The sequence below is a fragment of the Paenibacillus lactis genome (assembly GCF_017873605.1).
Taxonomy (GTDB): domain Bacteria; phylum Bacillota; class Bacilli; order Paenibacillales; family Paenibacillaceae; genus Paenibacillus_AQ; species Paenibacillus_AQ lactis.
Genome location: NZ_JAGGKI010000001.1, coordinates 597,456 through 619,543 on the forward strand (window position 1 = coordinate 597,456; position 22,088 = coordinate 619,543).

The window sequence follows — 22,088 nt, forward strand, 5'->3', positions numbered from 1 at the left end:
TGGCGAATCGGAATAGGCACAAAGGAGTGTGTAGGTTGGTACTACAATCATCTCACTATTTTGCCCACGGCAACACTGCGCGCGGGGCTCATTTCTTGTATACATCCGCATTTGACGGATTGAACAAGATTTTTGTCCTTACGGGGCCCCAAGGTACGGGGAAATCGACGGTCATGCAAAGCTTGGCGGATCGCCTGCTGGATCAAGGCTTTCATGTACAATGCTTCCACTCCCCCCTCCGTCCCGACGAACTGGATGGCATCATTTTTACGGAATTGAAGGTTGGTATTGTTGACGGCAGAGTCTGTAGGGGAATTTCGGATAGCGGGGCCGATAACATCGTCTTTATCGATTTCGGGGAAGCATTCGATAACAGCCTGATTTCACCGGAAGACTTGGTCACGATAGAAGATCTTAGTGGCAAGCTTGAGGACGCCTATTCAACTGTGTATGAAACATTCGCAACGGCACTACGGATTCATGACGAGTGGGAAAAATATTATATCGAAAATATGGATTTCGCGAAGGCCGATCAGATTGCACTGGAATTCATTCAAGAATTATACGCCGGTCATGAAAGCGATACGCCAATCGCTCCGCGTCACTTATTTTTCGGAGCTGCGACCCCGAGGGGGGCGTTCGATTTTATTCAAAGCTTGACCGCTCAGCTGGAAAGACGGATATTCATCAAAGGAAGGGCGGGATCCGGCAAATCGACGCTGCTGAAAAAGCTTGCATCTGCTGCCGAACAGAAAGGAATCGACGTTCAAGTGTTTCATTGCGCCTTTGATCCGAACAGTCTGGATATGCTGATATTCCCGGAGCTTCGAACTGCGATCTTCGACAGTACCGCTCCGCATGAATATTTCCCCGATCGGGACGGGGATGAGATCCTAGATATGTATACGCGGACCATTGCCCCTGGAACCGATGAAGCCTATGCTAACGAAATAGCGGCTATCAAAGCACGCTATTCGGCAAAGATGAAAGAGGCCACCTCCCATCTGGCGGAAGCCGAAGCCATCGATTCTCAGATTAAAGCCTACTATGTTGCGGCCACTGATTTTTCGATCGTGGAGAAACTCCGCCTTCAATTACAGTCCGAATTGAATGAACGGATCAGCTCCATTCAGACTTCACAATAAGATACAACCCAAAAGCGTTCGTCAATGTCTACCTTTGAACCGTTTAATCGCTTCCTCGGTCACCGGCTCGAAGAGGTTAAGCAGATTGCCATCGGGATCGCGGAACAGCATAGAACGGTTCCCCCACGGCATCGTGGTCGGTTCCTTTACCCAATGATCGACGAATGGCTTCAAGCGCACATATTCGGCTTCGACATCATCGACGCGGAACTCAATAATGACAGTGCGATTATTGGCCCCCACTACGGAACCCGCGCCGAATAGCTGTGCCGTTTGGGAGTGGCCGATGGCAAGGGACCATGATGGCAAGACGAGTTCGGCAAATACGGGCGCGGGTCGCTCCGCCGAAACCCCCATGACTTTCTCATAGAACTCGACGAGACGATCCACGTCGTCAGTAATGATGCGTACAGAAGCGAAACTCACAAGTTATTCCTAATAATGGGTTTGGCTGTGCCCCACAGCCGTTGTAAAACATGCTTTTTTTACTTATTTCATTTACTTGTCCAATAATAAAAAAACGCTACTGACAACGTTATGTCAGTAGCGTTTTAGAATTTTTGGGGCTTCGTTCGATTCCTTCACCTTATCTGCGATGTCATGGTTAAATCGAAGGCATACTCGCAAGCGGCCATCAGCCTCTGACACACAAGAAACCATTAAAGACATTTATCGCGGTTGGGACGCCCCGTAGGTCATCGTATTGAGCTGCTATGCCGAGTTTTATTATACTGGCTGGAATACGAGGTTCCAAGTTTATAGATTTCCTGTAAAATGATGCTATGAAAAAAATATTATCTTTCATGGATTGGGGCATATTCGCTCTTCGTTCGTACCATTATATCTTGCTGTTGTTCCAGGCTCTGGCGGTAAGTGAGTTTTCGATCCGAACGTTATTAAATGTGACCTGGCTGGGCGCAGCCCTTGTCGTCCCTTTGCTGTTCTGGTTTCCTGGGCGCCGGATGAACAAAGTCTGGTTTTGCATATTGGAGTTATTGCTTGGCGGTTCTTATTATGTGAATTCTGTCATTCATCCGGATCTGACTTCAAAAGCGGACTATTTGCTGCCGAGTCTTACAATCGGGTACTTATTAACTAAGCAATCTCTTTGGATCATTCCCATGCTTGCTTTCATTCCTTTTTCCTTTCAGTCTTCCCTAAGACTGTCCTGGGAGCAAGCCCTAAGTCTCGGAACAGACAATCTGCTGTTCTGCTTCATCGGCATGTGGGCAAGCCTCGTAGCCAATGCGTATGATCAGAAGAATAAACTGGTAGCCGAAGTGGAGCATCAAAATAAGCTCTTAACTCACTACTCGGCCGAGATCGAGAAAATGACTTTGCTTGAAGAACGCAACCGCATGTCCAAGGAGCTTCATGATACGCTGGGTCATTCCTTTATCTCACTCATCCTGAGTCTTGATGCTTCTATTGCCCTTATGGATAGCAAGCCTGCCGAGGCCAAAGATCGGTTAATTCGCTTAAGGGCATTGGCTGAGAGAAATCTGGACGATATGAGAAACATCGTACACGAGATGGGGGAAGAAGAGGAATCCAGTCTGATCCGACAGATTGAATCCCTTGCGGCCCGTTTCCGGGAGCACACGGGTACGGCCCTGACTGTGAGTCTGCCGGGGACAGAGAGGTCGATACGTTTTGAAGTACGGCAAACAATCCTTCGGATCATCCAGGAGTCCTTTACGAATGCATTAAAACATGGAAAGGCAACTCAACTTCATCTGGAGCTTGGGTTTTCTGAGAGCCACCTGCTATTGTCCGTTCGAAATAACGGCAAGCCGATCGACAAGCTAAATTATGGCTTCGGCTTGACCACGATGAACCACCGGGTTGAGCAGTTAGGAGGCAGCTTGCACCTGTCATCCAGGGAAGGAACTCCAGTGATCACCGAAGTCAGATGCGAAATCCCGCTGAAAGGATTGGTACCGCATGGAGAAGATTAAAGTGCTGCTTGCTGATGATCAAGAATTGATTCTCGAAAGTTTACATATCGTGCTGTCCATGGAACCGGATTTGGAAATTGTCGGTTTGGCCAAGAATGGGGAAGAGGCACTGAAGGGCTGTGAGCAGTTTTTGCCGGATATTGTGTTGATGGATGTCAACATGCCGGTCATGGACGGCGTCGCCGCAACAGCCCTGATTAAAGAGCGGATGCCTGCAACTAAAATCATCATGCTAACCTCCTATAAGGAAGTAGAGTATGTGCTAGCAGCGTTAAGCCATGGAGCGGAAGGTTACCTGCTCAAAGCCCTTCATCCCAGAGACCTGGCTGCAGGCATACGGGTGGTTCAGGCGGGAGGGACTTTAATTTCGCAGGAAATGGCGAGTAAAATGATCAAGACCATGAACAATGCTCCCCCTGCAAAAAGTAACGAATTTGGGCTCACCGCCCGTGAAATGGAAGTGCTGCATAAGCTGGCTTCTGGCCTGCGTAATCAAGACATTGCCGAGTCGCTGTATCTTAGTGAAGGAACGGTCAAAAATTATATCTCCACGATTTATTCAAAGCTGAATGTGAAAGGTAGGCGCGAGGCCGCCCGTAAAGCCCGAGATTCGGGAATGCTGGATCATTCATAAGCTGATTCCCAAGAAGCCGGTAACTCATTAGAGTTACCGGCTTTTTTCTCAATAGCCATAGATTAAATGATGACCAAAGCGCACTGTCTCTTTATGACTTTTTCAGCCTATACTCTGAGCATCAAACAATAGAAGAGGCGATAAGAAATGAAGAAAAAAATGTCCGGAAATAAAGAACTTCTGCAGAAGCAGAATGGCAGGAAGTTAAGTGCTTGGAGTTCATTTTGGCGCTTTCCAATCGTCTGGATGCTTGTGGGAGCTATCGGTATTGTTCTTATCGATACGTTGTTCCGACAGCTGACTGAGCGAGTGGATGGGATGATTTCCCTTGTCCTTACACTAGTGATGGGGTTGCTGGCCATCATGGTTTATAAGCTCACGCTGACATACCTGGCCCGGCGTTCCACTCCAGAGATAACTAGACAACGGGCAGGGATTGAAGCAGTCCTTGGCGTACTTACCGGGACAATCTTTATCGCAGGGTCCGTCTTTATTATTATGGCTCTGGGAGGTTACTCCTTTCAGTGGGCAAGTTCTGCGAATGCGGGTTCTATTCTACTATCCTCCATTGGAGCAGCTTTAGGAGCAGCCATTGTCGAGGAGCTTATCTTTCGTGGACTTATGTTTCAAGCCATTGATCGATTGGGGGGGAAACCGCTCGCACTCGTTGTGACCTCACTATTCTTTGGAATTGCCCATCTCGGCAATCCAGGGGCAACATTATGGAGCGGGTTCGCCATAGCCCTGGAAGCAGGTGTTCTGCTCGGAGCGGCCTTCCTGTGGCGGCGGAACTTATGGTTTGCCATGGGGCTGCATTTTGCATGGAATGCCATTGAAGGAGTGCTAGGCATTCCTGTTTCCGGACACTCGGCTCCCGGTCTGTTTACTGTAGAGGTGAACGGTGCCACACTTCTCACAGGGGGCGATTTTGGACTTGAAGGTTCCATTGTTTCGGTTGTGGTCAGTCTTCTGATCTCCATTCCAATGCTAATTGGGGCTGCGCGGTATCGAAGGGTTGAGGCCCGGAACCTTCCTGTATCAAAGTAAACGGCAGACCTGATCCATCCCAAATAAATTTCAGATCTAGATAGGACGCTGTACCCACCAATATAAATCACTTGCAGACATAAAAAGAAAATGAGCCCGGTATAATTACCGGACTCATTTCATGAAACTGCCCAATACATATGATATCTGACCGTTTTGGGTCACTCCACTGGTGGAGCAGCCTCTATTTCATTAAAGCTTCGACACGGATACGAGAAGCTCGTTATCGCTTGAAACGACCACCACTTCAGGCGGTCCAGGTGGGTGCGGCATCCGGTTCGCGATCCACCACTCCCCCGTTGCGACAAAGGCCGAAGCAGTGAACGGGAGCGTTGCTTCCGCATCCAATCCTTGGTTGACTCCCTCCATCTCGATCTGCTTCGGAGTCAAGGTTTGCAGCTCATAGGTTGCAATCAAGCCATTATACTCTGCCGTGATAAGTACGGTTCCTTCCGAAATCGCCGTTACTACACCGCTAGCGCTGATCTCCGCTATACTTGGATCACTGCTTGTATAGATGACGTTTGTCTCTACCTTTTCACGGCTTCCATCACTATATACTGCGGTAGTCACTGTTTGATAACTCTCTCCTACGACCAGTGTAGAAATTCCTTCGAGCTCAAGCTCAATCAGGCTAACTGGCTCTTCTTCGTTGCCTGTTGATACCGATTGTAAAACAGGTCGTTTAGCAATATCGTCCCATCTCCAAATCGCGTTAAAATCCCACCCTAGCCTGTCTGTATAGGTGGATGGAGTCTTTATTTCAGTTTCAGATAGCCCCAATCCTTTAAGGGTTGTTAATGCTCCTTCAGCGACACCTTCCCGATCCACCATCATGCCGTCAAATGCATAATTATTTTCGAGCGTAGCGGTGTGCCCCGCAAGAACACGTCCCATCACCCGGTTTGCCATCGTTGGCGCCGTAACCGAAGGGCCCAGGGCAATGACATTTCTGACGACCGTATCATTGTATCCGTATCCAGTCACTCCGCCCGCATTGCTCGTAATCGCTCGAACTGTTCCTGACGCATACACGTTTTCTGTTAGGCTGCCCGAGTTCGTAATGCCGATTAGGCCGCCGGCCTGACTTACCTGAGCGGTTACATCCGCGGTTGAATAGCTGTTTCTTACGATACCATTGGAATAGCCTACTAGACCGCCCACTGTGCTGGAGCCTGTAATGGAGCCTGTTGAGAGACTATTCTCTATCTCGCCATTGTTCGTGTTGACGAGTATGCCAATTCTGCTCCCACCAGTGACGCTGGCATCGATCATGGCTATATTCTTAATCACTCCGCCATTGAGATGGAATAAGCCGCCGCTCGAAGAATTAAAGTTAACGATTTTCTTTCCGTTTCCATCCAAAACACCAGTGAACGAAATCACTTTAAAAAGCGACTCAGCCGGTTGTCCGGCGTAATCCAAATCATTATCCAAAATATACTTTTCTGCCGGGAAGCTTTCCATAACGCTCAGATCAGCAATGGACTTGATCCGGTAATAACCTGCTTCATTTCTTTCCAGTGGCACGACAGGCTCGCTAACCTTTTCAGGATTACCGCTCAATACCGGACGCTTTAAAGCATCATTCCACATCCATACCGACTCGAAATTCCAGTTCAGTCTATCGGTATACGTATGAGGGTCTTCAACCTGCTGCTGGGATAGCCCTAAACCCTTTCGGTTGTCAGCAGCGGCAACACTCTCGCCTTCTTTATCCACCATCATGCCGTCGAACGCATAATTATTTTCGAGCGTTGCTGTGTGCCCCGCAAGGACTCGTCCCATCACCCGGTTCGCCATCGTTGGCGTCACGACGGAAGGGTTAAGAGCAATCACGTTTCTGACAACCGTATCATTATATCCATAGCCGGTCACTCCGCCTGCGTTGCTTCTAAGCGCCTGGACGGCTCCGGATGCATACACGTTTTCCGTTAAGCTGCCTGCGCTTGTAATTCCGATCAGACCGCCAGCTTGGTTCAGCTGGGCCGTTACATCTGCCGTAGAATAGCTGTTTCTCACGATGCCATTGGAATAGCCCGCAAGACCACCCACGGTGCTGGAGCCTTGGATGGAGCCCGTGACATAACTATTCACTACCATTCCGTTGTTCGTATTAACGAGTATGCCGATATTACTTCCGCCAGTAACGCTTGCATTAACCATGGCTATGTTTTCAATCGTTCCGCCATTGAGATGAAATAAGCCGCCATTTTCTGATTTGAAATTGGTTAAGGATTTATTGTTTCCATCAAACGTGCCAAGGAATGGTGTCGCCTTGAATAAGGGCTCAAATAGCTTCCCTTCAAAATCAAGATCATTCGCCAGTATATAATTCTCATTTGGGAATTCGGATATCGTCTTTAATTCTTGAACCGAACGGATGATGTAGTACCCATCTTCATTCCGATCAAGCTTCGGTTTTGGAATATGATCTTCATTAATTTGTTCCAGACTACTTTGCAATAATGGTCGCTTGGCATCCTCATTCCAGATCCAGATTGAATCAAAATCCCAACCGAGGGTCTCCATGTAAAAAGATGGCTTCGTAAATACTTCTACGCCGACCCCCTGTCCTTTTTCATTGTTCGGATCAGCAATCGTAACATTCTCACTGCTCACAAACATATTTTCATCAGCGTAGTTATTGACTAAAGTTGCCGTCTCCCCAGCTAACACTCTGCCGACAATTCGATTCGATGCAGTACCTGTCACAATGGATGGATTTAATGCCATACTATTTCGAATGACCGTATTGTTATAGCCGTATCCGCTGATACCGCCAGCATTTGATTCTTCTGCTATTACGGCTCCGGTTGCATAGACCTGTTCTGTTGTACTCCCCCGGTTCGTAATCCCGATGACGCCGCCGGCTTGCTTACCTCGTGCATTGACTCGAGCTGTAGAATAACTATTTCTAACAATCCCGTTCGAGTAGCCCACAAGACCGCCAACTGTAGAATTGCCTCGAATGGATCCGGTGCTGTAGGCAAATTCCACGATCCCATCGTTCTGATCCACCAGGATCCCAACATTGCTCCGGCGAACATCAATGTCAGCAAGGATTCCTACATTTCGAATTGTTCCTTCATTAATAGCGAAGAGACCTGCGCCGCCTGAGGAGACCATAACACCTGTAATCGAATGCCCTTGCCCATCAAACGTACCCGTAAATGGGGTGCCATTCGCGCCAATGGCTTCAAAAAACATGCCTTTACCATCAATGTCCTGAGTTAAAATAAAATGTTTGTCCGGGAACTCGAGCATTTTATAGAGTCCACTGGCACTTTTGATTTGATAGGGATTGCCTTCCGAACCATCGCCCAGCATTCCTTCTTTAGCTATGAACGGTTCCGTTAACGGCTCTAGATCGATTGGATTATTAACCACTCTTACGATGATCGTATGTTCATCGCCAAATGAAAGAGAGGTATCAAATAAGATGATTTGTTCACGTCCGAGATGTTCTAGTGTTGCTTCTTGAACAACCGTTTCCAACAGCTGTTCACCTGTATGGTTACGCTTCTCCCCGATCACGGTAATACGTTCCAGAGAGCTCGGATAGTTCAGAACCCCTACGCCCTTTAGGACATTATTCTCTATAATTGCGCTTGTTAACTTCATATAATTCGCAGGTTGTTTAATCGTAAATGAATCAATTTCAACACCGTCGCTGTTATAAGCTTTCAACGTGAGAGACCGATCAGTAGATTCTAAAATAACACCCGTCTGCTTATTCTCATCATAAACAATATGATCCCAGTCAAATGATTTATTATCATAGAACGTTGGACCTGATGAACCGACGGTCACAAAAGTTGTGCCTAGATTCATCGCTTCTTCCGATATATCTTTTACACCGTTTCGTATGGTTGTCCGCTTGTAGACATGATCATGACCGCCAATGTACAGACTGACACCAAGCCGTTCAAATGCTTGAGACAATTTCACTCTCATCATGTCCATACCGGTCTCATCACCGGATTGACCGCCATAATAAGGATAATGCCCCATCACGATTTTCCACTTCTTGTCGGTTGCCCGCAAATCTTGCTCCAGCCATGACAGCTGCTTGTCAAAATCCAGCACGGAATTCAGAACTGCAATGTGCATATCGCCGTAATCAAACGAATAATTCGTTTCCCGGTAACTGCCTTCACCATTCTTTGGCAGGTTGAAAAACCCCGAGAACGGCACGAGCTTCCGCTCCGTCGCACGTTCACGGTCCCCGACAATGTGAGCAGAAATCAGACCCTTTTCGTTGTTGTAAATGTTGCTAAACACATCATCCCATGCATACATATTGCCGCCATTTTCGACCAAGTCTCCGACTTGAATCACCGTCTGTCCGTTTGAATTCTTTTCCCTCAGAACGTCCAGCATATTGTTAAAGAGCTGGAAGCTTTCCGGATTTCGATCCGGAACTTCAAGATCCCCCATCACATACATAACGGCTTCCTCTGAAGCTGGCGCGGTGCTAAAGCTATAATTGCTGCTCCAAGGTCCAGTCGGTGACATTCCATACCGATATTCATACTTAATCCCTAAGTCGAGATCTGTTATATTCGCTTCATGAGCTGCAAGCACGCGATAATTACTCTTGTCATACGTATCACCATAGGCGGCTTGAAAATAAGAGGCTTCTGCTTGTACTACTTTAGCATTGTCCCACGTCGCCACTGACTCTGGTTTATACTGAACATACGATGTTTCTAACGCCTTATCCGTCACCAAGTTTATTCCTACTTCATGTTCGTTTTCACCTACATTAACCATGGGCTGGAATTCATTTAAAACTTTATCGGCATCCAGCTTCTGTTGATCAACGAGTAACCGGATAAGTTCAACTCGCGTATTACCTTGAGCATCAGTGGCTACATACTTAATGAAATATTCTCCGTACATGTCGACCTTGAAATGCTGATTTGCTACGGCTACCTCTCCCTTGTCATTTAGAACGATGGCCTCAACCGATAAAGATTGACCGCCGTGATCCGTCGCAGAAGTGCCCAGCACTTCCACTTGATCCCCAAGCATAATCGTTTCGGGATATTGTCCATGAACCGTGATTTCAGGCGCATGCACAGTACCTCTCGTTTCATCACCAATCCATATTGGAGCACTTATAGCTTCTTCACCGTCTGCTTGGAAAGCTCTAACGAGGAAGTAGTCCCCATCTTCACTTGCTAAGGTTACTTCCTGTTTAAATTGATTGCTGGCAATGTTGCCATACTCCTTGACGATTTGACCGCTGTTTTTGTAAACAACGACTTTATCCAACACATCGTTAGCATCAGGGTCACTTATCTGTATCTTGAGATTAATTTTCTTTGTATTGGGCGGAAGAATCGCCCCCATCATCTGACCTTTGGCTGAAACCGCCATTTCTAAGTTGCGATCAAATGATACATAGGTGCGGCGGTTTCGCATCGCATCATAAAGACCTTCTCTAGTAAGCTTCTTTCCCCACATACCGGTCACATGGGGCTGAACCATTCCCCAATTCCCTTTGTGCTCGTCCCCGCCAAACACAGGCGAAACATGCCAGCCTCGATCTAATGCCTTGGTATAGACTGCAAAATCATTGGAGGATTTGTATTCGATCAGATTAAGGTTTCTGTCAACGTCTCGATTATAATGTTTAAATTCATTGAAACTCCAATTTCCTGACAAACGTGGATGATTAAACTGAGCAATCGCATTCGGATCTTGGGCAAGTCTTGCGTAAAAGGTGGGCAGATCATATTTGATGTCGCTCCAGCCCCAAGTGCCATCCGCACCTACTCCATGTGTTCTTGCAAACCATGGGGCATTAAATAAGTTGATATGACCCGATTCATCATACCAGGTCACTTCCGTACCCGGCAGCGTAATAAATTCGTAATCACGATTGTGAGCATCCGATTGTTCATGCAGCAGCTTGTATTCATCTGAATAAGAGTCTTGAACATTCGTAATGAAATCACTGCCCGTACTGATATCATAAGTCACGTCGTGTTCTGTCACTGCAAAAAAATCAAAATCTGTATTACTTTTCACAAAATTATAAGCATCATTAGGCAGCAATATCCCATCACTGAGTGAAGTATGAGAGTGCATGTGACCTTTGAACAGTGAAGCTCCTAAGTGCTTGGCTCTATCTTTTTTAGAAACATCAACTTCTTTCTCTGCAGACGCGAATACCAAGTTACCGTAACTAAGACTAACAACCCCCGCGATGATACAAGCCAGCACAATGAAAGGCAGTCTTCTTCTTTGGAACTTCACTCAAACCCTCTCCTTTTCGGCTTAAATGGTAATACAGGTGTCTGACTGATAAACAAACAGCCCTTAAACTAAAAAATGAAGTCTGAAGGCTGTTTCATATCATCTATCTTTGTTAATCACAGTCGCAATAATCGCTTAACGACAGGTGCTAGCGATTGTGCCATGCGCATAAATCCGAGGTCCGTTGGATGTGTTCCATCAACCGTACAATCATTGACGAAATCATCACCCAGCAGCTTAAAGCCGTCAACGAAATGGATATTGCGGTCTCCTTCTGTCCGCCTCTGTTCCACATTCTCGATCTGGATCAGCCTGCGGCGATCATTAAGCTCCCTCCTCTCCATATAGAACTGGTTTTCGGCAGTGCTAATCCTTGAGACTACTAATATAGGAACTTCGGGATGCCGATCTCTCAAGATCTGGATGAAGGCGGGCAGCGTTCGCGCGATGTTCCCCGCCTCGCCCGTATTCCCTTCATAATCGAGAATGAATAGAGCCGGATCATCGATTTCCGACATGATCCGCGCAAGCTCCGGCTCGCCCTTTCCACTTCCCGAGAAGCCAAGATTGACGAACTCAACCGGTATCATACGGCTGAGAATATTAGAGTAAGCCATTCCCGGCCGGGAGGCGCATCCCCCTTGCGTAATCGAAGTTCCATATATAATGACGGGCCTACTGCTTGCATAGGCGGGTGCTTCGCTTATGACCGCATCCTTATCCACACCGATCCACACCTCCTCTACTCCTTGGTAGAGCGGCAGGTTTAAGGTGACGGCCACCTCCTTTTTTGTATCCCACTGATAAAGCTGGGATTCATATTCACTTTCCGAAGGCTTGAATTTAGCCGTGGTGATAAAGCTCTGCTCTCCCGGTTCTCCAAGATAGCAGTCGACCCCGCACTGTCCTGTAGGCGGCATATGATACATATTGGCCGGTCCGGCAAGACGCACCCTTATGACCAGCCTTGAAGAATTGGTGCGAAAACGAACTTGTCCGCCTGCCGTACAATAAGCAAGCGTATCAACTGCGGGCGGCAATACAGCCCCGGAAGCCAATGGCAGACGTCTGTATATCCCATCCTGCTTAAGCCAAGGGAAACCCGCGATGTGAAAGGGCGCTTCAAGCGGAGAATGCCATCTCAACTGTTCGCTATTTTTTGTCTCCGGGTATAACGTTCCGCCCAGTTGATCCAGGTTTATCTCTTTCGATTGAACGGTCATCTATATCTACTTCCTCACTATATTTACTAGAATATGTTCCCTGTGTTTATTCCATTTGGAATACATATTTCCGAATTGCCTGAGCAACGCCGTCCTCATTGTTGGTAGCCGTCATCACATCCGCTATGGATTTGATATAATCTTCACCGTTGGCCATCGCCACACCGAGACCTGCTGCCTTCAATAGCTTCGCGTCATTGTCGCTGTCTCCCATCGCAATGACATCCGACATCGACAAGCCCAGCATCTGACAAACCTCTTGCACTCCGCTTTCCTTTGTAGTTCCTTTTACTGAAATCTCCATATTAGTAGGGGCTGAACGGGTAACCTCGAGCGTCCCCCAACGGAGCAGCTCTTCCTTAATTTCTGCAAGCTTCTGTTGCTCATGGCTGCCGATGCCGAATTTCATCCAATCCCGTTCGAACATCTCAGGCGTCCATTCCTTGTCGCCCGTCAAGCTTTCCACGCTGTAGCCCCAGTACCACTCGCCCCGCTCGGAAGCAATGGCGTGAATATTGCGGACCGTGTCCCGAGGGAGGAAGACTCGCTTCTTAAGCCTGCCCGGTCCCTCCCAAATTTCCGCCCCATTGAGCAGCACCATCGGGGAATCGAGCCCCAGCTCATCCCAAAGACCCTGTGCAGTTTGCAAGCCTCTTCCGGTAGAGAACATCACTTTAACACCGTGATCTATTGCATATTGAAGCCACCTTTTGGTCTCTTGCGTAATCTGTTTTTCATCCGTCAGAAGAGTCCCATCCAGATCCAATGCAATCAGCTTATATTTCGCCTTTACCTGCTGCACCATATTCATCCCTTCACCGCTCCCATCGTCGCGCCTTCCATGAGAAGTTTTTGGAATAAGATATAAATAATAATGGACGGTACCATCGCAATGGTTACACCGGCAAACAAAGTTACCCAATCGGCAGTAAACTCCATTTGCTTATTCGCAGAATACATTTGCACCGCAATAGGATATTTCTTTGGATCGCTCAAATAGATGAACGGCGCTAAGAAATTGTTATAGAACCCTAGGAACTTGAATACGCCAACGGTTACAATCCCTGGTGTGGACAAAGGTACAATAACACGCCAAAACTTTTGGAATAGTGTCGCACCGTCCATCGTTGCGCTCTCCTCAAGCTCCATCGGCAGAGAGCTCATAAATCCTCCGAGCAGCATAAGGTAGAACACGCTTTCACCCAAACTGGACAGGAGAATTAATCCCGTCAAGCTATTGGTCAGACTCAATTCCCGCATAATGACATACTGGGGTACAAGCGCATTGATGCCTGGAAGAAACAGAGACAACATAATCAAACCCCAGATCAGTTTTCTACCTTTGAACTGCATTCGAGTTAGCGCATAGGCGTTAATTGTCGTAAAGAAAATTCCAAGCACCAGACTTCCGCCAACATAATAAAGGGTATTTAAGAGTGATTGCCCAAAACCGTATTGATTCCAAGCCTTCGAATAATTCTGCCATCTGAGTTCCGAAGGCAGCGCCCATATATCTTTAAAAAACTCAGGGTTGCTCTTCAGCGATTCATAAATAACCCAGATTAAAGGAAATATTATAGTCAGCGACCAGGCATACAGCACCACACGCCACACAATGTCCATTAACGTTCGTTTTTCCTTCAACGGTATCCCTCCGAACCTTCATATGGAAACTAATACTCGTAGCCTTTGTTCGGCACAAATTTATCGATTAACAGCTTGGCTGTTACTAAGATAACGAACAGAATCATACCGACTGCGGAAGCGTAGCCATAATTCCGATATTCTATGCCAAAGGCTAAGTTAAACATGTAGAGGCCAATAACATCCGTCGACCCGTATGGGCCCCCATTTGTCATAATGAGGATGATTTCGAAGCCCTTCATTGTGCCAACGACGAGGAACAAAGCGCTGACGCGGATAATTGGCGTAACGAGCGGCATTGTAATTTTAAACAAGCGTGTCATATGTCCGGCTCCTTCAAGAATCGCCGCCTCGTACAATGACTTGGGAATCCCCAGCATCGCATTAGCAAAGATAATGACATACAAGCCGACGCCGCCCCAAACCCATGCTGGAATAATGGATACAAGTGCCGTGCTTTCATTGCCCAGCCAATAGAAATTCCCGGTATCAATTCCGATGAACTTAAGGATCCCATTCAGCAAACCGTACGATCCGTCATAAATGAAAGCCCAGAGTAGAGCGACTACGACCGTAGATAAAACATTCGGGAAGAAAAACAATACCTTCAAAAATTTATTTTCTTTATACGTTTTATTGGTAATTAAATAGGCAAGAAGCAAGGAGATGATAATAACAAAGAAAGGCACTGTTATCATAAAAATCAAGTTGTGGGTAAGCGCGCGCCACACATACTTATCTTGGAATGCAGTGGCGAAATTGGACAGCCCGACAAACGTGGCATCCGTAAACCCGTCCCAATTGAGCAGCGCATAATAAACGGATAAAATGTTCGGAAACAACGTAAAAAGCAAATAGCCGCCAAAGGGAGGTACGATGGCTATGATCAGAAATATCCACTTCTGCGTATTCGCTTTATCTAGCCCCAAACGCTTGCGCACTGGGGCTTTTGGTGTCGTCACAATGGTTGAATCTGACACGAGAGGTCAACTCCTATCTTACTAGCGTTTATAAAAGGGCTGTTCAAAAAGCCGTCTTTTGATCACGAAGTGAGTCAAGAACAGTGTGAAAGCTAGGTTCACAGAAGTTAAAACGGAAGAGCGGAGATGAATCTTCCCCGCTCCAACATGTCTTATTATTTCTTTTCAGCCTCTACAGCTTTCTTCAGCAGCTCTTCAGCTTGCTCCAGAATCGGTTTCGGATCCTGCATGCCCATAGCAAATTTCACAATATTCTCATTCATTAATTTTTCGGCTTGAGCAAGATTCGGATCGGAAATGTTGATAGACCGACTTGCTTTAAAAGTCTGAGCCTTATTATCTGCTATGTACTTCAGAACAGATTGAGCAGAGCTCGAAAGGTTAGCCGCTCTGGAAGGATCCTCCATTAAATCCTTGCGCATTGGCAAAGCACCTGCTTTTTCGGCAGCAAATTGTTGATTTTCAAGCGTAACCAGCCATGCGATCAATTCTTTAGCCCACTTTTTGTTCAGTTCCGGCTTAGCTGCCCAGATATAATTGAAGTTTGAAGTTCCGCTTCGAATCCAAAGCGTTTGATCCGTGTTATCTCTGAAAGGAACCGCCATGAAGCCCCAGTCGAAATCCGCAGGCGTTGCTTCCTTCATCTCATTCTCGACATGTGTCCCTGTGGATACCATCGCGGCTTGCCCCTGAATAACCTGCATTTGCGATTGCGTATGGTTCAGTGCCGGAAGTCCTTCTGCAAAATATCCTAGCTTGCCAAGCTCATAGAAGCGCGTCCAGGTTTCAACCGTCTCTGGATTTGTGTATTGCGGCAGACCATAAGTTCTATAATTTTCGATGAATTCATCGACATGGCCATTGATATCAGCCAGCTCAAAATTTTTGGCTGTTCCGAAAGCCCAGTTATGGTAGCTTGGATGAATGCCCGGGAACGTAATGGGAGCAATCCCGTCCGCTTTAATGTCTGCTAGTAGTGTTTTAAATTCGTCCCATGTGTTCGGGTTTTGGTTCCAGCCATGCTCTTCGAATAGCTTTTTGTTAAAAAACAACCCGCCAAAGCTGCTCGCCGTAGTAAATTCATATCGTTTCCCATTGATCAGCGGCGTTGACTCGTACATGCCAGGCATCATAAGGTCCTTGACCTTTTTGTCCGGTACGTCTGGAAGAGGGAAGTCCCAAATGTCATCCATTGGTTCAAGCTTGCCGGCTTCAGCGAGCCCAACAATACCTCCAGACGGCTCTGTATTGAATAGATCAAACATGTCATTATCATTGCCTGCAGAGATTTTTGTAGAAAGAATCGTCTTCATATCAGCTGAAGCTGTGATGTCTATTTTGACATTTGGATACTTGGCTGTGAACGATTCAACCGCATAATCGAACCATTCCCGGCCATATCCTCCTACAAAGAAGCCTACCTTTAGCGTTACTTCCTCATTCTTCGGCAATCCATTCTCGTAAGTCTCAACTTCTGCAGATACACCCGGCTTATCCGAACCAGCAGGAGTTGTACTTGGGTTAGCCTCGTTCTTTCCGCTGTTTCCACCGCAACCAGCCAGCATGGTTAAAGATAATAACGCTGCAACACCCGTGCTCATGAATCGTTTCATTTTTCCGTTAAACATTATTTCGCCCCCCGTTAATTAATAAATAAATTGGATTAACTATTTAAGCATAACTATGATTTGTTAGTTACCTATCAAATCAGGGTTAATAATTTGTAAACAACTTCTGGCTTATAGCCTCTTAAGCCTCACCTCCAACAAATCTGTAAACGCTTTCATATTAATCACTTATCGGCTGCCTGTCAACCTTTTTATCAATTGTTTTGATCATTGATGATCCTCTTAATAATGGGGAGAGTTAACCGAAATGCCCGAATTTCTAACAATGTTAATTTGAGCTGGAACCCCACAACGCTTCTAAGGCTTCGATTAGCGCTGAAACCGCCTTTCATGCCAAGACGATGCATAATATACTTCGTGCGGCGGACATGAAATAAATTTGTTATGATCATAAAAGATTTTAGCTGGTACTGCTCCATCAATTGCTTGCTAAAGATTAAATTCTGAACGGTGTTGTGTGACTTGTCTTCTTTTAATATTCTTTTCGCCGGAACGCCCTTATCAACCAGATACTCCTTCATCAGCTCTGCCTCCGATTGGCGTGAACCAACTGCTCCCCCCGATACAATGATGTATTTGTGCCCAAACTGCTGAAATCGTTCGTATGCCTCATCCAGTCTTTCCTTAAGCAAAGGGTGTATTCGGCCGTCTTTGGTTACATAGCCAAGTACAATAAGTGCATCTGCTTTGCCAGGTTGTAATATAACTGCATGCAGCCAACATATGTAAGCCAGCACCGTCATCGCTGCTATTGCAATTATCCATCCGATCCATACCATTACTTACTCCTTTAGGCGTCATTTAGTTATATTTAATCAAATCAGTTTACAAATATAATATCCTTTTTTATTGCAATGTCAATACAATTCGCTGTGTTTTTGGATTAAAACTTTTCGTATTGATCTGTCTCATACCGTATAATACCGCCATCTATCGTCGTTTTTATGAAAATTTAAATGATATGCTCGTTGAATTAAACGAACTTGCAACTTTTATTCGCCTTGTATTAATGCTACACTTGAAGTAAATTATGTTCCTAATTTGTCAAATGTTTTGAATCTATATTATATAAAACGTTGTTGGAAAGAGGATGCATATTGTGAGTGATTCGGTTAAACAAACCAGCCATATGTTATTAAAATCAATTAATCAGCAGAAGGTTCTTTTTCTCATTTATTCAGAGGGGCCGATCTCTCGCGTAGAGCTTGCGGAAAAGACTGGCCTAAGCAGACAAACGGTAACCAATATCGTGAATCGCCTGTTGAAGGAAAAAATAATCGTGACAGGGGAGCTTATCGACTTGGAGGCAGGCAGCGGAAGGAAAAGAGTCGGCCTTCATATCAACAGCGGCCACTTTTACGCCATCGGTCTTGAGCTCGCCGGCAAATACATTCGTGGAAAAGTGTTCAATCTGCGTCAAGAAGCTGTCGCATCCGCAGAACGCACGAGCAACAAATATGGTTCTATAGATGTGCTGATGCAGCTGTTGCATGAAGTTATCGATGAGCTGCTCACCCAGGTGCCCAACACCTCCAAAGTTAAAGGGATCGGAATCAGTATGCAGGGCCTGGTCGATTCACAGCATGGCATCGTTCTACGGACACCCGGCATAGGCGTTCATCGCCTTCCACTCAAGCAGCTGCTTGAAGACAAATATAACATTCCAGTATATATCGAGAACGATGTCAATCTTCTCTCTGTCAACGAGAATATGAACGGCTGCTTGAAGGATTCCAATAACAATATCACAATCAAGTTTGATTATGGTACAGGCGGCGCGATCGTCCATGATAAACAAATTATTGCAGGATCAAGCTTTGTTGCAGGTGAATTCGGGCATTATAAAGGCTTCTATGGAGAAGATGCCTATCCATGCCATTGCGGCAGATCCGGATGCTTAACGACGCTGGCTTCCAGCAGCGGACTTAGCGTTTCCATCAAATGCACACTAGAGGAGTTCGCAGAAGGCATAAGAACTGGAGATCCCAAGTTCCTTAGTTTATACGAAAAAATCGTTGATGGTATCGCGACCGCCGTTACCAATATCATTACATTCATAAATCCAGACAGTCTGCTTATAACGGGCCGAGTTATTCATACCATCAGTCCTGAAATGTTCAACGAGATTAGAGCCAGGGTGATGCACCAGCTGCCTGTGACAGTTAATAACGTACAATTGATCTACCTTGATAACAAACCGGATGAAACAAAGCTTGCTGCCGGGTTGGTTATTAAACGTGCATTTGAAATACCGCTGGATACTTTATCTCTTTAATTGACCCCGCTTTTTGATGTCATTCTTAAGATGGATAAGTCGATCGTACTCAATAAACAGAACTCTCCAGACTCGGAGAGTTCTTTCTTGCGAGGTTGAACCCGAAGGTTTCATTTCCCTTATTATCCAACCGCGAAATTATCCCGTATACTTGTTGCTTCGCAAGAATTACCTCAATCCGCTCAAACAATGCTCTAACTTTTGGGCTACTTTAACAATTATCCCTCTTCTTAAAGCCACTAATGTTTTTATCAAAGTAAAGAGATAAGAAGCAAATATTTTTTTGATCATTCAGTCCGAATATACTTGACCATTCAGTCCGGAAAGTGATATAGTGGGTCTAGACCTACCACTAATTGGATAAGGCACCCACTCTTCCAAGAAAGCGAGGCAACTGAAATGAGTACATTGTCTTACGAGCAAGCTGAACAGCTCATTCAACTTTTCGCAGACCGTTATATTCGTAAGGACTACGCTGCATTTTTCAATTTGTTTACTGACGATGTCGTCTTCGAATTTCCTTATGCCCAGGAGCCCAATCCTAAACGTCTGGACGGGAAAGCGGCGCTGCAGCAGTATCTGGAGAATTTGGGAAAGGTGCTTGAAATAACCTCATTCACAGAACCAGTCATTCATATAGCCGCTGACGCTCCCGTGTTCTTTGCTCAGTTCGGAGCGAGCGGCAGAAATTTATCCACAGGAAGAGCTTATGAACAAAGCTATATATCCGTAATCAAAGTTCAAGATGGCAGGATTGCCCACTATCAGGACTACTGGAATCCATTGGCACTAACTTGATACAGAACATAAATGAGAACTGAAGGAGATAACCGTATGCATAATGAATCATCCACTCGTATTCTACTCACCGGAGGACAGGGCAAGACGTCCTCCCGCATTGCACAGCTGCTGCACGGTCAGGGTTATCTGATTCGCAGAGCCGGACGCAGTATGCCGAGGCCCGGGGAGGAACAAATCGGTGAACACGTCCCATTCGATTGGTTCGATGACTCTAACCATGTTGATCTCCTGAAAGACGTACAGGCCGTATATCTGGTTGCACCTGCAAGTATGCATCCTGAAGAAGTCATGATTCCTTTTATCCGCAGAGCGCTGGATGCCTCGGTTAGGCGATTCGTTCTGTTATCCAGTGCCTCGATTCCGGAAGATGGCCCCGTTTTCGGAGCCGTTCACCGTTACCTGCGTGAGCATGCCCCCGAATGGGCCGTACTGCGCCCTTCCTATTTCATGCAGAACTTCACGGATGCCGGACATGGGCACGGGCATTCCTTGCGCCACAGCGGACACATCTATACTGCAGCCGGAGACGGCAAGGTAGGTTTCGTCGACGCAGATGATATTGCAGCTGTTGGCTTTCATGCCCTGACCGACAAGGAACCCCATAACCGGGAGCTTATCATCACTGGACCAGAATCCCTCACTTATGACGATGTGGCCGAGGTGATCCGCCGCGTTACCGGCCTGAACGCCAAGCATATCCATATCACACCAGAGGAACTCACTGAGAGGCATAAGGCCGCCGGCTTGCCGGGGAGCTATGCCGAATACTTGGCCGGACTGGATGTCCGCATTCGTCTCGAAGGATTGGAGGATCAGGTAACGGACACGGTATTTCGTGTAACCGGGCGAGAACCGCGTTCTCTGGAGCAGTTCATCTCGGAGCATAAGACCTCGTTTCCATCTAATTAACCAAAAGGTACCTTAAGATAAAAGGCTCTCCTGTCATCACCATTTCGGATGACCCAAGGAGAGTGTTATTTACGAACAAGGCGTTTCCGGAGCGTAAAACGTGACACTTTAACATCTATAGAGAGAAATCAAAAAGGCACCCCATCAGGTGCCTTTCTTCTTTGGCGTATCTTTATTCAATTCGCTTTATTACGTAAAATACTCAATTTTTGAATTAGGGAAATAAGTATGGATATACCTGCCTAGCGTATCTTTAATATCCTCCTGCTCTTGATCAGTGTACACGTATTTTCCAATCCCATACCGCCCCCACTTCCACTTTCTCTTCGTTTCATCAAGTTCCAGCTTCGTCATCGGATAGTTTTTCTGTATGACATTCTTCGCTGGTTTAGTAAAGCGATGCTGAATCAGCTCAAAGGTCAAATCCTTTTTAGAAGAATGGGTAAGTGCGGATTCTAATTTCTCGAACATATCCTTGTAGCCCTCTTTCCATCCATCATGCAAATATATAGGGGCAATAATGAAACCTAATGGATATCCTGCCTCCCCAACTTTTCTGGCAGCTTCGATCCTCTCTGCCTGTCTGGATGTACCTGGTTCAAAATTTTTAATAATATAATCGTCATTCATACTAAATCGAAAGCGAGTCCGCCCATTATGCTTGGCATCAAGTAAATGATCAATATGAGCAAACTTGGTTACGAAGCGTAGTTGTCCCAAGTCAGACTTACCAAAGTATTCGATAGCCTTCTTGAGTGTATGGGTTAAGTGATCAATACCCGCGATATCCGATGTACATGATGCTTCAAACCTTGTAATCTCAGGGGCTCGCTCTTTCATATATTGGTCCGCAGCTTCAAAGATGTCGTCAATATTGACATAAGTCCGGATGTACGGCTTACTTCCCATCGTCGTTTGTAAATAACAATAATGACAATGGCCCATGCACCCTGTTGCAAACGGAATAGCAAACTCTGCCGAAGGCTTTGAAGTGTCGAATTTTAAAGTTTTCCTAACCCCGACAACTAACGTTGACTTTGCTATTCGATATTTTTGAAAATCATTGTCTCCAGGCAGGTTCCGAATTTGGTTATGTGAGGTCGTCTCGCGGATTTCGATGCCCATGGTTTCAAACTTGGATATTAATTCTCTTCCCAACGGATAATCCAATGCCCTTGGCTCTACATATACGAGTTGAGGCACAAATGGCTTAACCATAATACGCCCCCATATCAGATAAACCGAATGCCTCTCTATAGGCGTGCTCAGCTTCACTTGCTGTTGGGTACACCGCAATCTCATCGTTCAATGGGTAATACGTCTCATAAATAAACAGCGCATAATTTCCCGGCGAATCAGGATCATTCACTACGGCAGCTTCCTGGACATTTGCGACACCCTGAACATGCGGGTTACGAATGATTACATACACAATCTGTCCCGGTTGATATTCATTCATCACTTCATTGACCCCTATCCTCGATGTTTCGGTTAGTATCACACAAAACAATCTGGAATATGCCGACATGTAAGGAGATCTGATACTGGGGGCATATAAGGGGAATCAACCCGGCTTT

17 protein-coding genes are annotated in these 22,088 nt (G+C 46.1%); 7 read left to right on the forward strand and 10 right to left on the reverse strand.

Going from position 1 to position 22,088, the window contains the following annotated elements; all coding sequences use genetic code 11:
- Nucleotides 1-26 precede the first annotated feature (26 nt).
- The gene (locus J2Z18_RS02425; protein WP_312889539.1) at nucleotides 27-1,145 is read left to right on the forward strand and encodes a PRK06851 family protein; all 1,119 of its coding nucleotides are present in this window, start codon (nucleotides 27-29) and stop codon (nucleotides 1,143-1,145) included.
- 21 nt (nucleotides 1,146-1,166) lie between these two features.
- Here the strand turns inward: J2Z18_RS02425 and J2Z18_RS02430 are convergent, their stop codons facing one another.
- Entirely contained in the window at nucleotides 1,167-1,571 is a 405-nt protein-coding gene (locus tag J2Z18_RS02430) for a VOC family protein (RefSeq protein ID WP_210094152.1), read from the reverse strand.
- A gap of 356 nt (nucleotides 1,572-1,927) precedes the next feature.
- Between J2Z18_RS02430 and J2Z18_RS02435 the strand changes: the two genes are divergently transcribed.
- From J2Z18_RS02435 to J2Z18_RS02445, 3 genes are all read left to right on the forward strand, one after another.
- Nucleotides 1,928-3,103 (forward strand): sensor histidine kinase, encoded by a 1,176-nt coding sequence (locus J2Z18_RS02435; RefSeq protein ID WP_210094153.1) that lies wholly within the window; start codon nucleotides 1,928-1,930, stop codon nucleotides 3,101-3,103.
- Entirely contained in the window at nucleotides 3,090-3,737 is a 648-nt protein-coding gene (locus tag J2Z18_RS02440) for a response regulator transcription factor (RefSeq protein ID WP_210094154.1), read from the forward strand. The genes J2Z18_RS02435 and J2Z18_RS02440 overlap by 14 nt, the downstream gene beginning before the upstream one ends.
- Nucleotides 3,738-3,884: 147 nt before the next feature.
- The gene (locus J2Z18_RS02445) at nucleotides 3,885-4,784 is read left to right on the forward strand and encodes a CPBP family intramembrane glutamic endopeptidase (RefSeq protein ID WP_210094155.1); all 900 of its coding nucleotides are present in this window, start codon (nucleotides 3,885-3,887) and stop codon (nucleotides 4,782-4,784) included.
- Nucleotides 4,785-4,976: 192 nt separating this feature from the next.
- Here J2Z18_RS02445 and J2Z18_RS02450 read toward each other — a convergent pair whose 3' ends face one another.
- The 7 genes from J2Z18_RS02450 to J2Z18_RS02480 all read right to left on the reverse strand — a co-directional run bounded on the left by J2Z18_RS02450 (nucleotide 4,977) and on the right by J2Z18_RS02480 (nucleotide 17,305).
- Complete coding sequence (locus J2Z18_RS02450) at nucleotides 4,977-11,051, reverse strand: CehA/McbA family metallohydrolase (protein ID WP_007129144.1); 6,075 nt, start codon at nucleotides 11,049-11,051, stop codon at nucleotides 4,977-4,979.
- A gap of 116 nt (nucleotides 11,052-11,167) precedes the next feature.
- On the reverse strand, nucleotides 11,168-12,274 hold the full coding sequence (locus J2Z18_RS02455; RefSeq protein ID WP_007129145.1) for an SGNH/GDSL hydrolase family protein: 1,107 nt from the start codon (nucleotides 12,272-12,274) through the stop codon (nucleotides 11,168-11,170).
- A gap of 46 nt (nucleotides 12,275-12,320) precedes the next feature.
- Nucleotides 12,321-13,085, reverse strand: a complete 765-nt coding sequence (locus J2Z18_RS02460) for a Cof-type HAD-IIB family hydrolase (protein WP_007129146.1) — start codon at nucleotides 13,083-13,085, stop codon at nucleotides 12,321-12,323.
- Nucleotides 13,082-13,918 (reverse strand): carbohydrate ABC transporter permease, encoded by an 837-nt coding sequence (locus J2Z18_RS02465; protein ID WP_007129147.1) that lies wholly within the window; start codon nucleotides 13,916-13,918, stop codon nucleotides 13,082-13,084. The genes J2Z18_RS02460 and J2Z18_RS02465 overlap by 4 nt, the downstream gene beginning before the upstream one ends.
- Before the next feature lie 29 nt (nucleotides 13,919-13,947).
- Complete coding sequence (locus J2Z18_RS02470) at nucleotides 13,948-14,898, reverse strand: carbohydrate ABC transporter permease (RefSeq protein ID WP_007129148.1); 951 nt, start codon at nucleotides 14,896-14,898, stop codon at nucleotides 13,948-13,950.
- Nucleotides 14,899-15,053: 155 nt separating this feature from the next.
- A complete protein-coding gene (locus J2Z18_RS02475; protein ID WP_007129149.1) occupies nucleotides 15,054-16,526 on the reverse strand; it encodes an ABC transporter substrate-binding protein in 1,473 nt (490 codons plus the stop codon).
- A gap of 194 nt (nucleotides 16,527-16,720) precedes the next feature.
- Nucleotides 16,721-17,305 (reverse strand): YdcF family protein, encoded by a 585-nt coding sequence (locus J2Z18_RS02480; RefSeq protein WP_007129150.1) that lies wholly within the window; start codon nucleotides 17,303-17,305, stop codon nucleotides 16,721-16,723.
- Between the two features lie 311 nt (nucleotides 17,306-17,616).
- Between J2Z18_RS02480 and J2Z18_RS02485 the strand changes: the two genes are divergently transcribed.
- The 3 genes from J2Z18_RS02485 to J2Z18_RS02495 all read left to right on the forward strand — a co-directional run bounded on the left by J2Z18_RS02485 (nucleotide 17,617) and on the right by J2Z18_RS02495 (nucleotide 20,511).
- Nucleotides 17,617-18,801, forward strand: a complete 1,185-nt coding sequence (locus J2Z18_RS02485; RefSeq protein ID WP_244152676.1) for an ROK family transcriptional regulator — start codon at nucleotides 17,617-17,619, stop codon at nucleotides 18,799-18,801.
- A gap of 399 nt (nucleotides 18,802-19,200) precedes the next feature.
- Nucleotides 19,201-19,599 carry a nuclear transport factor 2 family protein gene (locus J2Z18_RS02490; protein ID WP_007129152.1) on the forward strand — a complete coding sequence of 133 codons (399 nt, stop codon included), beginning with the start codon at nucleotides 19,201-19,203 and terminating at the stop codon, nucleotides 19,597-19,599.
- Between the two features lie 36 nt (nucleotides 19,600-19,635).
- Complete coding sequence (locus J2Z18_RS02495) at nucleotides 19,636-20,511, forward strand: NmrA family NAD(P)-binding protein (protein ID WP_007129153.1); 876 nt, start codon at nucleotides 19,636-19,638, stop codon at nucleotides 20,509-20,511.
- Between the two features lie 189 nt (nucleotides 20,512-20,700).
- Here the strand turns inward: J2Z18_RS02495 and splB are convergent, their stop codons facing one another.
- Nucleotides 20,701-21,729 carry a spore photoproduct lyase gene (splB, locus tag J2Z18_RS02500; RefSeq protein WP_007129154.1) on the reverse strand — a complete coding sequence of 343 codons (1,029 nt, stop codon included), beginning with the start codon at nucleotides 21,727-21,729 and terminating at the stop codon, nucleotides 20,701-20,703.
- Entirely contained in the window at nucleotides 21,722-21,970 is a 249-nt protein-coding gene (locus J2Z18_RS02505; protein ID WP_007129155.1) for a transcriptional regulator SplA domain-containing protein, read from the reverse strand. Before J2Z18_RS02505 ends, splB begins: the two co-directional genes overlap by 8 nt.
- Nucleotides 21,971-22,088 lie beyond the last annotated feature (118 nt).